Here is a 12095-nt window from a genome sequence, read left to right on the forward strand (position 1 = left end):
GCGCCGCAAGAAGCTTGCGGGCCTGGTGTCGGCGGCGATGCCGTTTCGTGAAAATCAAGCGGAGCCGCCCCGCGCCGGTCCGGGACCGGCATTCCGCTCGCCTTCGAACAGCGCCGCCTTCAACGCAATGTGACCCGCGACGCTTCGTGGGCGGAATGAACTTTCTGAAAAATCCCCGATGCCGGCAATTACCGGCTATTCGCGCGGCGGCGCTTGTCGTCCACCTCAATAAGTTTCAAAGTTGAGGTCTTGCGCCGGTTCAGTGCCATCCTCATTGTCAGATACGAAAACTATCAGATGCGAAATCGGCAGCCTCACCGCGCGACATCGGGAGCCACGCGAATGTACAAGCTCTATTCGATGCAGCGCTCGGGAAACAGCTACAAGGTTCGCCTCGCGCTGACTTTCCTTGACGTGCCTTATCATGCCATCGAAATCGACATCCTGCGTGGTGAAAGCCGCACGCCGGATTTTCTGGCGAAGAACCCGAGCGGGCAGGTGCCGTTACTGGAGGTGGCAGAAGGGCGTTACCTCGCGGAGTCCAACGCGATCCTGTGGTATGTCGCGATCGGAACCGGGCTGGCGCCGGATTCACCGATCGAGCGCGCCGAAGCGTTGCAGTGGATGTTCTTCGAGCAGCACGCGCTGGAGCCCAATATCGGCGCCGCGTATTTCTGGCTGTCGCTCGTTAAAGGGGGACGCGATCTGCAGACTCACGCGCTGGACGACTGGATGGAGCGTGGCTACGCGGCCCTCCAGGTCATGGAGAATCATCTCAGAACCCATGACTTCTTCGCCGCCGGCCAGCTGACCATCGCCGACATCGCTCTTTATGCCTACACCCACCTCGCCGACCAATGCGATTTCGACCTCGCCACATTCCCCTCTGTCCGTGCCTGGTTGCGGCGGATCGAACAGCAGCCCGGCTTCGTGACCATGGACGGCAGCACGGTTTCTTCAGGCCACGCCGCGGTCCGAATCGCAAGGGCCTGACCTGCGCGGTCGGCATCAGTCTCAATCCAGGCACCAGCTTCGACAGCACACGCGCTGGAAGCGCTTCTCTCCGCGCCGATTGCCCCAATCCTGCCCGCGACTGGTGAAAGATGGTCGAGGGCGGGGGTGATTCGCTCATGCTTGTGGAGATTCGACAATGAGGCGCTCGCCGGGTTCGATCGGATGGTTTGGAGGGCGCTTCGCGCCCGTCGCCTCGGCGCACCTGATCCATGCGGTCGCGGCTTCACTGGCCATCGCTGCTTTTGCGGTCTCCCTTTCCGTCGCTTTCGCAATGATGTCGATCAAGGTCGCGATGGCCATGCCGATCGGAACCTGACCCGTTCCTTGCAGTTTACATCGGCCCACGCCCGATTTGGTGCGGCGTCCCATTTCTGTGAATCCTGGTCTGTGAATCCGATCTCCGTCATGGAACTCCCTGCGTGTGAGCCATCGCTGATTGCCAGGAGCGGCCGATGAATACACCCGTCATGCGGGCTGCGGCCATTCGGCGCGCGGTCACCATTTTCGCGGCTTGCTTGCTCGCGGCTTGCTTCGCCACCGGCGCGCGCAGCGAAAGCCAATCGTACCAGTCGTCAGCCGGGCCGATCGAGGTCTCGACCGTCGCCAGCGGCCTCGTCCACCCCTGGGGGCTCGCCTTGCTGCCGGACGGGCGGGCACTGGTCACGGAACGGCCCGGGCGCTTTCGTATCGTCAGCCCCGACGGCGATCTGTCGCCGCCGCTCAAGAACGTGCCGGGCGTCTGGAACTCCGGTCAGGGCGGCCTGCTCGACGTCGTGCTGGACAGGTCGTTCGCGGACAACAAGACCCTCTATTTCTGCTTCGCGGAGCGGGTGGAACGCGGCGGACGAACCGCCATCGCACGCGCCCGGTTGAGTGAGGATCGTCTTCAGGACGTGGGGATCATCTTCCGTCAGGAAGGACCGCTGTCGTCGGGCAATCACTATGGCTGCCGCATCGCGCAAGCTGACGACGGCAACCTGTTCGTGACGCTCGGCGATCATTTCAGCCATCGTGACGAAGCCCAGAATCTCGCCAACCACCTCGGCAAGGTGATCCGCATCGCGCCGGATGGCTCGGCGCCCTCCGACAATCCGTTCGTCGGCCGCGCCGGCGCCAGGCCAGAAATCTGGAGCTACGGCCATCGCAACGAGCAGGGACTCGCCATCAATCCGGCGACCGGCGGTCTGTGGGAGGTCGAGCACGGCCCGCGCGGCGGCGACGAGGTCAACATCATCGGCAAGGGCAAGAACTACGGCTGGCCGGTGATCGGCTACGGCATCGATTACAACGGTGCGAAGATTCATGCCGGCGCCTCAAGGGAAGGCATGGAACAGCCGGTGAAGCACTGGGTGCCGTCGATCTCGCCTTCCGGCATGGCCTTCTATACCGGCGCGCTGTTTCCGTCGTGGAAAGGCAACCTTTTCATCGGCGCGCTCTCGGGGCGGATGCTGGTGCGCCTTTCGCTCCGGGGCGATGAGGTCACCGGCGAGGAACGCCTGCTGCAAGACCTCGACGAGCGCATCCGCGACGTCCGCCAGGCGTCCGACGGCGCGCTGTGGCTTCTGACCGACAGCAAGGCGGGACGCCTGTTGCGAGTATCGCCCGCCGGGAAATAACGCGTCGCGCCGGGATCGCCGCGCCGCGCGTCCTTCATCGTCTCACGGAGTCCTGAGCGCGGCGAGCAGCGCGAAGCCGAAAAGCACGGCGGCGCCTGCGATGAAACCGAACGCGAATGTCAGGTATCCGCGAACAGGCTTCCTCGTCTCCGCCGGCTCCCACAGCGGCGTCGCCGACAGCGCACGCTCACGCTCGATCATGCGTCGCGCGACATAGTCCGTGACCGCCTTGACGATCGCGGCCGAGTCATGGGACTCCGCGAGCACGATCCGGCCGTACCGGGTATCCTGAACAAAGCGGTACAGGCGCTTGTCGCGTCCCATCACGACATGGGCGACGATGTCGATCCACAGCCGCGGCGTGTCTCCCTTGCTGATACCCCGATCGAACAGGTCGATCTGATCCGGCACCTCCGCGAACAACGGATCAAGCGCCTCGTTCAGGATCTCAAGCCGCGCCGCTTCCGCGTCGCGCAGATCAACGACGACGCCGGTGCGATCGGCGGCCTCGATCCGGGCCCGCCATAGCGCGTCGCGCAGCCGCAGCGGCTTCGCCGTTTCCGCCGCGCTCCTTCCAATGATCGGTGCGTCCGACATCGGCCGCCTTTCCCGCAGATGCTGCCGCCCTTTAACCAGACGGTAACCATGCAACTTAACAGCAACTCCGGTCGGCGCAAAGGCCGTTTAGATCCAAAGGCTTATGGGCTGACGACTGCTTCCGCGGGCACTCAGCCCGCCGGATGCACAACGGCCCCGCCCGATCTGCCGGGCAGGGCCGCTGCTTCCTTGGACGCTTCTTCTTTTTAGAGCATGATCCCGACCCGAAGGGCCGCGCCATCGCAAAGTGGAAACCGGTTTTCGGATAAGATCATGCTCAAACAAAATGATATGCGACGAGTCTGATTGAACGCAGTTGAAACAGACTCCAAGACGGACGAGCCTCAGCCCGCCATGCGGTTCGGCTCTTCCACGATCGAGAAGCGCACGCCGGCGCGGTAACGATTTTCCTCGGACACCACCCTCCAGGCGTCCTCCGCTTCCTTCCGCGTCTTGAACGGTCCTTGCACCTGGGCCGAGCCTTCCACCAGCTTGTGGAAGTTCATTGAACCGAATTCGCCGCCGATTACCCAGAAGTTGCTACGGGTCATGAGAACCTCCTCGCCTGTTCGTCCGCTTTACTCAGCGGCCTGAACGTTGATCGGTGAGCCCTGAGGCTTGAACTGCGCGGCTTCCGTGGAATCGTGAAGCGCGGTAGTCGAAGATTGGCCTCCCGTGATCGTGGTCGACACCAGATCGAAGTAGCCGGTGCCGACCTCGCGCTGATGGCGCGTGGCCGAGTAACCGAACTGTTCCGATGCGAACTCAGCCTGCTGGAGACGGGAATAGGCCGCCATGCCCTTGGTCTTGTAGCCGCGCGCCAGTTCGAACATGCCGTGGTTGAGCGAGTGGAATCCCGCCAGCGTGACAAACTGAAACTTGTAGCCCATCGCGGCGATCTCCTTCTGGAATTGCGCGATGGCGGCCTTGTCGAGGTTGGCTTCCCAGTTGAACGAGGGCGAGCAGTTGTAGGCCAGCATCTTGTCCGGATGAACTTTCTTGACGGCTTCCGCGAACTTGCGCGCGCCTTCGAGGTCGGGTTTCGAGGTCTCCCACCACAGAAGGTCCGCGTATCTCGCATATGACAGCCCGCGCTTGATGCAGTGGTCCAGGCCGGTGCCGGGCTTCAGGCGATAGAAGCCTTCCGCCGTGCGTTCGCCGGTGATGAACTCGTGATCGCGCTCGTCAATGTCCGACGTGATCAGCTTCGCGCTCTCCGCGTCGGTGCGCGCCAGCACGAGGGTCGGCACCCCGCAAACGTCAGCCGCAAGCCGCGCCGCGATCAGATTGCGCTCATGCGCCGCGGTCGGGATCAGCACCTTGCCGCCCATGTGGCCGCACTTCTTTTCCGATGCGAGCTGATCCTCGAAGTGGACGCCCGCCGCGCCCGCCTCGATATAGGCCTTCATGATCTCGAACGCGTTGAGCGGTCCGCCGAAACCCGCTTCAGCGTCAGCGACGATCGGCACGAACCAGTCGATCCTCGCCCCACCCTCGGCGTGCTCGATCTGGTCGGCGCGCTGAAAGGTCCGGTTGATGCGGCGGCAGAGTTCAGGGCCGGCGTTGGCCGGATAGAGGCTCTGGTCCGGATACATCGCACCCGCGGTGTTGGCGTCGGCGGCGACCTGCCAGCCGGAGAGATAGATCGCGGGCAGACCGGCGCGCGCCTGCTGCATCGCCTGATTGCCGGTAACGGCGCCAAGCGAATTCACGTAAGGCATTTCGTTGAGTTGCTTCCACAGCCGGTTCGCGCCCCTCTCGGCCAGGGTGTACTCGATCGCGACCGAGCCGCGCAGCCGTTCCACGTCCTCCGGAGCATAGGGACGGCTGATCCCCTCAAACCGGCCCTTGGGGGCGGGAACGATCTGCTCAAAGGTCCTGGTCATCCCTATCTCCAGTTCACATTCATGACATTGCATTGCAAGATACCTGGATAGATAAACGCCAGTTCAGACCTTTAGTATAGATACCTTGATTTCAAATGGTGATGTCATGTAACATACTTATTTGTCTTGTATGTCATTTTGTAAAAACTGTCATAGATGAGCCCCGGAATGGTCACCGACCCAGGCAAGAAACTCTTCGTCGGCCCGCGATTTCGCCGTGTCCGCCAGCAGCTCGGGCTCTCGCAGACCCAATTCGCGGAAGGGCTCGGAATTTCCCCGAGCTACGTCAACCTGATCGAGCGCAACCAGCGCCCGGTCACCGCGCAGATCCTTCTCCGCCTCGCGGAGACCTACGATCTCGACCTGCGCGACCTCGCCACCGCCGACGAGGACCGCTTCTTCGCAGAGTTGAACGAGGTCTTTTCCGATCCCTTGTTTCGCCAGATCGACATCCCCAAGCAGGAGCTACGCGATCTGGCTGAGCTCTGCCCGGGCGTGACCCATGCGTTGCAGCGCCTCTACGCCGCCTACGCCGAGGCGAGGCGAGGCGAAACGCTGGCGGCGGCGCAGTTCGCCGGCCGCGACGACAGCACGGGCGGGCGCTTCGAGGCCGATCCGATCGAGCGGGTTCGCGACCTGATCGAAACCAACCGCAATTATTTCCCGGAGCTTGAGCAGGCCGCGGAAGCGCTGCGCGATGAAATCGACGTTCCCGCACAGGACCTGTTCGCGGCGCTGGGCGCGCGGCTGCGGGAAAAACATTCGATCCAGACCCGCATCATGCCGGTTGATATCATGCGCGAAACGCTGCGCCGCTTCGACCGCCACCGCCGCCAGCTCCTGATCTCCGAACTCGTGGACGGCCCCGGGCGCGCCTTCCAGCTCGCATTCCAGATCGCGCTCGCCGACTGCACAGCCGCTTTTGATGCGATCATCACGCGCGCCGGCGCGCTCGACGACACCTCGCGCCGGCTTTACCGCATCACGCTCGCGAACTACTTCGCAGGCTGCGCGCTGATGCCTTATCAGCCCTTCCTCGCCGCGGCGGAATCGCTCGGCTACGACATCCATGTGCTGGCGCAACGCTTCAGCACCGGATTCGAGCAGGTGTGCCACCGCCTGACCACGCTGCAGCGGCCGAACGCGCGAGGCGTGCCGTTCTTCATGCTGCGCGTCGACAATGCCGGCAATGTCTCCAAGCGATTTTCATCCGGCACGTTTCCGTTCTCGAAGTTCGGCGGCACCTGTCCGCTGTGGAACGTCCACTCCACGTTCGACACGCCGGATCGCCTGTTGAAGCAGGTGATCGAGTTGCCGGACGGCACCCGCTACTTCTCGATCGCACAGATGGTGCGCCGGCCGGTCGCGCCGCATCCGCTGGCGCAGCCTCGCTTCGCTATCGGCCTGGGCTGCGAAATCCGCCACGCCGCAAGGCTTGTCTATGCTTCCGGGATGAACCTGGACAATGCCGAGGGCACGCCGATCGGCATCAACTGCCGTCTCTGCGAGCGCGAAAACTGCGCCCAGCGGGCCGATCCCCCGCTCACGCGCACGCTGATCCTGGACGAAAACACCCGCCGCATGACAAGCTTTGCGTTTTCGAATGCGCGGGAGGTGTGAGAATGCGAATCACGTTCCGTGCAGAGCGCCGCACCCGGCCTTGCTCCGCTGAAGCGGGCTCGACGTAGGGGTTCTCTTCGTGTCCGTGTGATCGCTTCCGGCTCCGCGCGCCTTTTGGATGATCTTGAAGCGATGCTCATGGCCGCGCTTCGGCTTTCCTCAGGCGACCAGCCTCCGTCTGTTTCACGAACCATGCCTCAAGCGCGGCTATGTCGGCCGCCGACATTCGCAAGCCGAGCTTGGAGCGTCGCCAGATGACATCCTCCGCGGTGCACGCCCATTCGTCGGACATGAGATAGCGGACCTCGCGTTCCGTGAGCGTGGCCCCGAAATCGCGGCCCAGATCCGTCATTGTTTTCGCCATCCTCAGCATCCTGGCGGCGCGGGTGCCATAGGCGCGCGCCAGACGGCGCGCGTGCCCCTCCGTCAGAAAAGGATAGCCGCGCAGCAGATCGGCAGCGATCCCCTCAACCGCTGAGACCTCCATGTCTCCGCCGGGCAGCGCCGCCTTAGCCGTCCAGCCCTCGCGCGCCTTTGTCCCCTTCAGATAGGGAGACAACTTTTTCAGCGCCTCCTCGGCCAGCCGGCGATAGGTCGTGATCTTGCCGCCATAGACCGACAGCAGCGGCGCGCCGCCGGGGGTGTCGAGTTCGAGGACGTATTCACGGGTGGCGGCCTTGGCCTCGCTGGCGCCGTCATCATAGAGCGGGCGCACCCCCGCATAGGACCAGACCACATCAGGTGGCGCGACCTGTTTCGCCAGATACTCGCTGACCGACGCGCAGAGATAGGCGATTTCCTCGTCCGAGGCCTTCACCCCGGCGGGATCCCCCTCATAGTCGCGATCCGTAGTACCTATCAGGGTGAAATCATCCTGATAGGGAATGACGAACACGATCCGGCCGTCGCTGTTCTGGAAGATGTAGGCGCGATCGTGATCGTAGAGTTTTCCGACCACGATATGCGACCCCTGCACCAGCCGCACCCGCGCACGGCTGTTGACGCCGGCTCCCAGCCGCAGCACCTGCTCAACCCATGGCCCGCCCGCGTTGACCAGCGCCCGCGCGGCGATTGCGCCGCGTTCGCCGCTGAGCGTATCCTCCACCGTGACGTGCCAGAGTCCGTCGGACAAGCGGGTCTCGACCACGCGCGCCCGGGTCCGGATATCGGCTCCGCGATCGGCCGCATCCCGCGCGGTCAGAATGACGAGACGGGCATCGTCGACCACGCAGTCGGAATATTCGAAACCCTTACGGTAGCGGCCGGGACTCAGCGGCTTTCCGACTTTATCGCGCGCAAGGTCAACCGAGCACGTCGGCGGCAACAGCTTGCGGCCGCCGATATGATCGTAAAGGAAGAGACCGAGCCGCAGCAGCCATGCCGGCCTCAGGCCGGCGTGATGGGGCAGCACGAAGCGCGCCGGATGAATGATGTGAGGCGCGATCCGCCAGAGAATCTCGCGCTCGATCAGGGCCTCGCGAACCAGGCGGAACTCGTAATATTCCAGATAACGCAGTCCACCATGCACCAGCTTGGTCGATCCCGACGAGGTGCCGCTGGCAAGGTCGTTCATTTCACACAGGACGACCGAGTTGCCCCGTCCGGCCGCGTCGCGCGCGATCCCGCAGCCGTTGATGCCGCCGCCGATGATAGCGAGGTCGTAAACCTGACCCACGGGCGCGCCCTCCTCCATCATCCTAGAGCGGCGGCCGGTCAAATGAAATCAGTGCCGCCGCTCCAGTTAATTGATTGAGCATCGGATTTATCCCGAAACCGGTACCTACTTTCGGGTCCGATGCTCTAGCGACATGCGAGCGTCATCGAACCGGTGCCCGGCCGACGACGATCGCTTCGATTGCGAGGATGGCGACAATCGTCAGGGCGACAGCCGAGGGCGCGCGGGACATCCCCACGCCGGACACGCCATGGTGATGATGTTTGACGAAGCGGTCAACGCAGTTTCTGCGCCGGCCTATGCTCCCATCAGAAAGGAAGCTTCGGCAGAGCGCGCCGCAGCGATTTCACGAACTCGGGACAGGCGGGTTTCTTGGACAACGCGCGATCCTTCGCCGCGCGCTCCGCGTCACGGGCGCTTCGAAACAACCTGCCGTCGAGGGAGCTGAACCGCTGCGAGGCCGAAAAGAAGCGAAACCCGGCGCGATCGCGCACCACGATGCCCGCGGACTCTGAACCGACTTCGATGATGTAGCTTTTCGACATGTCCCACTCGCATTTTTTCGGCCTCAAGGCCGCGCCGATAACGGGCAACTGGGTGAAACGTTCCCTGTCGTTCAGGCTGTGATATGAGCATGATTCTGGCGAATACAACCTGGAATATGTCTAGAGTCCGCACCCGCTCCACGGAACCGTTGACAGGCACCATGTTTTTGATTTTTCGTGCATTCTTCAGGCGAACCGGTTCTTTATCCCGGAGCCGGGCGTGAGAGAATATTTCGTTCAAAACGCGGCAGGCTGATGGCAGGTTGTACTTCGTGGCGGCAAGCCATGGCCAGGCCGACCTAGAGCGGCGGCCGATCAAATGGAATCAGCGCCGCCGCTCCAGCTAATTGATTGAGCATCGGATTTACCCCAAAATCGGTTCCCACTTTCGGGTCCGATGCTCTAGAATGAACGAATCGAAAACGCCGGTTCGACTACGCCGGATTCGGCAGGCCGGTCTGGTGGATTTCCCGTGGCCGGCCGTTATCGTCGATCGCGACGTAAGTGAATTTGCCGTCGGTGACGAGGATAGACTGCTTCTCCTTGCGGCGCATCACCCAGGCTTCCAGATGCACCGCGATCGAGGTTCTGCCGACACGGATCAGCGTGGCATGAACGGAGACCAGATCCCCGACATAGACCGGCTTGCGGAAATTCATGGCTTCAATGGCCACGGTCACGGTACGGGACTTCGCAAGCTTGGAGGCGAACACGCCGCCGCCGATGTCCATCTGGCTCAACAGCCAGCCGCCGAAAATGTCGCCGTTCTGATTGGTGTCGGCGGGCATCGCCAGCGTGCGGATGCAGAGCTCGCCGAGCGGCGCGGCATCAGCGATCGGCCGCGCGTGAACGGCTGTCGGGTCGGTCATGGCTGGGTCTGTCATCCGTTGATCTGAAACAAGCTCACGCGGCGTCTCACTAGAGCGGGAAGAGAAGTGAGGTGAAGTGCGGTTTTCCGCCCGCATCCCGCGTCTCAAAATACTGGAATCGATCACGTTGACGGTTTTGGATCGAATCGATCCAAAACCATCGTGATCCGGTCGTCTTACTTGAATGACTCCCAGCCGGGGTCCGGCGCAAAGCGAGCGCCGAACTTCTCCGCGAGCCCGCGCAAATTGGCGGCGACATTCTCAGCACCCCTGGTCCGCGCATATTTCAGCGGACCGCCGCGGAACGGAGCGTAGCCGGTGCCGAAGATCATCGCGCCGTCGACCAGGTCGGGATCATCGACGATGCCTTCGCGCAGGCACGCGACGCAAACGTTCGATATCGGCAGCATCAGGCGGTCGATGATTTCGGGCTGAACCTGCACATCCCCGGCTTCGCCCTTTTCGGCCTTGCCGTTGCGCCAGTCATAAAAGCCCTTGCCGGTCTTGCGGCCAAGCTCCCCCTTCGCAACCTTCTCACGCAGCCAGTCCGGCGGTTGCGGAAGGGCGTCGCCGAACTTCGAACGCAATTCGTCGCCGACGGCGAGGCAGATATCCAGCCCCACCTGGTCGGCAAGCTCGATCGGTCCCATCGGCATGCCGAATTTCTCCGCCGCCGCATCGATCGCGGTCTTGTCGATCTTCTCGTCCAGCATGACCATGGCTTCGAGCATGTACGGCGTCAGCGCGCGGTTGACGAGGAAGCCCGACGCGCTCTGCACCGGCAGCGGCAGCCGGTCTATCGCCCCGACGAACGCCATGGCCTGTTCCAGCACCTGCGGGTCGGCGGCATCATGGCTGACCACCTCGACCAGTTGCAGCCGCGAGACCGGATTGAAGAAGTGCAGGCCCACCAGACGCTCAGGGCGTTGCAACGTCGCGCGCAGCTCCTGGAGCGGAATGCTCGAAGTGTTGGTGGCGAGAATCGCGCCCGGCTTCATCCTTGGCTCGATCGCGGCATAGACCTTCTGCTTCAGTTCGAGCTTTTCGGACACCGCCTCGATGATCAGATCCGCCTGGCGCACGCCGTCGCCGCTCAGGTCGGGCATCAACCGGTCAAGCCTGTCGCGGATAGCGGTCCGCTTGCGGACGATCTTGCCGTAAAGACCGGCCGCGCGCTTGATCGCGCCGGCGATCGGTTCCGGCTTCATGTCCGCGAGGGTGACCCGGATATCCTGATGCGCGCACCACGCGGCGATGTCGCCGCCCATGGCGCCGGCGCCGATGACGTGCAGATGCTTCACCGTGTTGCCGCTGCCCGCGAGCTTCTTCATCTGCTCGCGGAGGAAGAACACCCGGATCAGGTTCTGCGCCGTCGACGTCACCATCAACTCGGCAAAGGATCGCTTCTCGGCCGCCAGCATCGCGGCCTTGCTGCCGCCGTGCTTTTCCCAGAGATCGATCAGCGCGTAGGGAGCCGGGTAATGCTCCTGCGGGGCCGCCTTCGCGGCCTCACGGCGCATTCGCGTGCCGAGAAAGCCGCGAACGGGACCTAGATTCAGCAGACCGTTGAGCACGCTCGGCCGGCCACGCTTCAGCCGGCCGGCCACCGCATCCTTCACCGCGTTGCGAACGTGGCGCTCCTGCGTCACGGCATCGACGAGCCCGAGCGATTTCGCTTTCCGCGCGTCGATGGTCTTGCCGGTCAGCATCAGCGTCATCGCCTGCATCGGGTTGACCAGCCGGGTAAAGCGCACCGTGCCGCCGAGGCCGGGATGCAGACCGAGCATCACTTCGGGGAAACCGAACCGCGCATTGTCGATGGCGATCCGGGTCCGGCACGCCAGCGCTACCTCGAGCCCACCGCCGAGGCAGAAGCCGTGGATCACGGCGATGGTCGGAATCTTCAGCGCCTCCAGCCGGCTGATAATACCGTCAGCGCGGCCAAGCGTGGTCTCGACTTCACTTGGATCGGTGGCGCCGCGAAATTCGTTCACATCGGCGCCTGCGATGAAGCCGGACGTCTTGGCCGATCGGAGCACGACGCCGGCGGGCGGCTGGTTTTCCAGCGCGGTGACGATTGCGCCAAACTCCTCCATCACCTCCGACGCCAGCGTGTTGGCGCTGGAATCCTTGCGATCAAACAGAACCCAGGCCACGCCATCGCTGTCACGGGTCAGCTTGAAATGGCGATAGGGGCCGCTTGCATCGGGTTTCGGCCCGAGTTCCAGCACGCGATCCTGAAGAACGTCCAATACTTTTGAATTCATGACGCC

At 63.2% G+C, this 12095-nt stretch carries 11 protein-coding genes; 3 read left to right on the forward strand and 8 right to left on the reverse strand.

What is annotated here, in order from left to right; translation table 11 throughout:
• Window positions 1–342 precede the first annotated feature (342 nt).
• On the forward strand, window positions 343–993 hold the full coding sequence (locus ACMYR2_RS18005; protein WP_347263431.1) for a glutathione S-transferase family protein: 651 nt from the start codon (window positions 343–345) through the stop codon (window positions 991–993).
• A gap of 135 nt (window positions 994–1128) precedes the next feature.
• On the opposite strand, the gene ACMYR2_RS18010 is transcribed toward ACMYR2_RS18005, so the two are convergent.
• Window positions 1129–1314 (reverse strand): hypothetical protein, encoded by a 186-nt coding sequence (locus ACMYR2_RS18010; RefSeq protein ID WP_416193427.1) that lies wholly within the window; start codon window positions 1312–1314, stop codon window positions 1129–1131.
• A 152-nt stretch (window positions 1315–1466) separates the two neighbouring features.
• Here ACMYR2_RS18010 and ACMYR2_RS18015 point away from each other — a divergent pair, with 152 nt between their 5' ends.
• Window positions 1467–2630 carry a PQQ-dependent sugar dehydrogenase gene (locus ACMYR2_RS18015; RefSeq protein WP_347263433.1) on the forward strand — a complete coding sequence of 388 codons (1164 nt, stop codon included), beginning with the start codon at window positions 1467–1469 and terminating at the stop codon, window positions 2628–2630.
• A 42-nt stretch (window positions 2631–2672) separates the two neighbouring features.
• Here ACMYR2_RS18015 and ACMYR2_RS18020 read toward each other — a convergent pair whose 3' ends face one another.
• The 3 genes from ACMYR2_RS18020 to aceA form a co-directional block, all read right to left on the reverse strand.
• On the reverse strand, window positions 2673–3227 hold the full coding sequence (locus ACMYR2_RS18020; protein ID WP_347263434.1) for a hypothetical protein: 555 nt from the start codon (window positions 3225–3227) through the stop codon (window positions 2673–2675).
• Window positions 3228–3571: 344 nt separating this feature from the next.
• Entirely contained in the window at window positions 3572–3778 is a 207-nt protein-coding gene (locus ACMYR2_RS18025; protein WP_141384194.1) for a hypothetical protein, read from the reverse strand.
• Window positions 3779–3805: 27 nt separating this feature from the next.
• Window positions 3806–5113: an isocitrate lyase gene (gene aceA / locus ACMYR2_RS18030; protein ID WP_416193428.1), complete on the reverse strand. Its 1308-nt coding sequence runs from the start codon at window positions 5111–5113 to the stop codon at window positions 3806–3808.
• A gap of 168 nt (window positions 5114–5281) precedes the next feature.
• Between aceA and ACMYR2_RS18035 the strand changes: the two genes are divergently transcribed.
• Window positions 5282–6733 (forward strand): helix-turn-helix domain-containing protein, encoded by a 1452-nt coding sequence (locus ACMYR2_RS18035; protein ID WP_347263436.1) that lies wholly within the window; start codon window positions 5282–5284, stop codon window positions 6731–6733.
• Window positions 6734–6869: 136 nt separating this feature from the next.
• On the opposite strand, the gene glpD is transcribed toward ACMYR2_RS18035, so the two are convergent.
• The 4 genes from glpD to ACMYR2_RS18055 form a co-directional block, all read right to left on the reverse strand.
• Window positions 6870–8426, reverse strand: a complete 1557-nt coding sequence (gene glpD, locus ACMYR2_RS18040) for a glycerol-3-phosphate dehydrogenase (RefSeq protein ID WP_416194133.1) — start codon at window positions 8424–8426, stop codon at window positions 6870–6872.
• A gap of 290 nt (window positions 8427–8716) precedes the next feature.
• Window positions 8717–8953, reverse strand: a complete 237-nt coding sequence (locus ACMYR2_RS18045; RefSeq protein WP_347263438.1) for a hypothetical protein — start codon at window positions 8951–8953, stop codon at window positions 8717–8719.
• A gap of 434 nt (window positions 8954–9387) precedes the next feature.
• Window positions 9388–9822, reverse strand: a complete 435-nt coding sequence (locus ACMYR2_RS18050; protein ID WP_347263439.1) for an acyl-CoA thioesterase — start codon at window positions 9820–9822, stop codon at window positions 9388–9390.
• 176 nt (window positions 9823–9998) lie between these two features.
• The gene (locus tag ACMYR2_RS18055) at window positions 9999–12089 is read right to left on the reverse strand and encodes a 3-hydroxyacyl-CoA dehydrogenase NAD-binding domain-containing protein (RefSeq protein WP_347263440.1); all 2091 of its coding nucleotides are present in this window, start codon (window positions 12087–12089) and stop codon (window positions 9999–10001) included.
• Between the last annotated feature and the right edge of the window lie 6 nt (window positions 12090–12095).

It is taken from the genome of Nitrobacter sp. TKz-YC01 (genome assembly GCF_047824785.1).
Lineage (GTDB): Bacteria > Pseudomonadota > Alphaproteobacteria > Rhizobiales > Xanthobacteraceae > Nitrobacter.

Excerpts from the sequence above, each read along its gene's own strand:
- ACMYR2_RS18005 (WP_347263431.1), top strand. The coding sequence starts at position 343 with ATGTACAAGCTCTATTCGATGCAGCGCTCGGGAAACAGCTACAAGGTT.
- ACMYR2_RS18010 (WP_416193427.1), bottom strand. The coding sequence starts at position 1,314 with ATGGCCATCGCGACCTTGATCGACATCATTGCGAAAGCGACGGAAAGG.
- ACMYR2_RS18015 (WP_347263433.1), top strand. The coding sequence starts at position 1,467 with ATGAATACACCCGTCATGCGGGCTGCGGCCATTCGGCGCGCGGTCACC.
- ACMYR2_RS18020 (WP_347263434.1), bottom strand. The coding sequence starts at position 3,227 with ATGTCGGACGCACCGATCATTGGAAGGAGCGCGGCGGAAACGGCGAAG.
- ACMYR2_RS18025 (WP_141384194.1), bottom strand. The coding sequence starts at position 3,778 with ATGACCCGTAGCAACTTCTGGGTAATCGGCGGCGAATTCGGTTCAATG.
- aceA (WP_416193428.1), bottom strand. The coding sequence starts at position 5,113 with ATGACCAGGACCTTTGAGCAGATCGTTCCCGCCCCCAAGGGCCGGTTT.
- ACMYR2_RS18035 (WP_347263436.1), top strand. The coding sequence starts at position 5,282 with ATGGTCACCGACCCAGGCAAGAAACTCTTCGTCGGCCCGCGATTTCGC.
- glpD (WP_416194133.1), bottom strand. The coding sequence starts at position 8,426 with ATGGAGGAGGGCGCGCCCGTGGGTCAGGTTTACGACCTCGCTATCATC.
- ACMYR2_RS18045 (WP_347263438.1), bottom strand. The coding sequence starts at position 8,953 with ATGTCGAAAAGCTACATCATCGAAGTCGGTTCAGAGTCCGCGGGCATC.
- ACMYR2_RS18050 (WP_347263439.1), bottom strand. The coding sequence starts at position 9,822 with ATGACCGACCCGACAGCCGTTCACGCGCGGCCGATCGCTGATGCCGCG.
- ACMYR2_RS18055 (WP_347263440.1), bottom strand. The coding sequence starts at position 12,089 with ATGAATTCAAAAGTATTGGACGTTCTTCAGGATCGCGTGCTGGAACTC.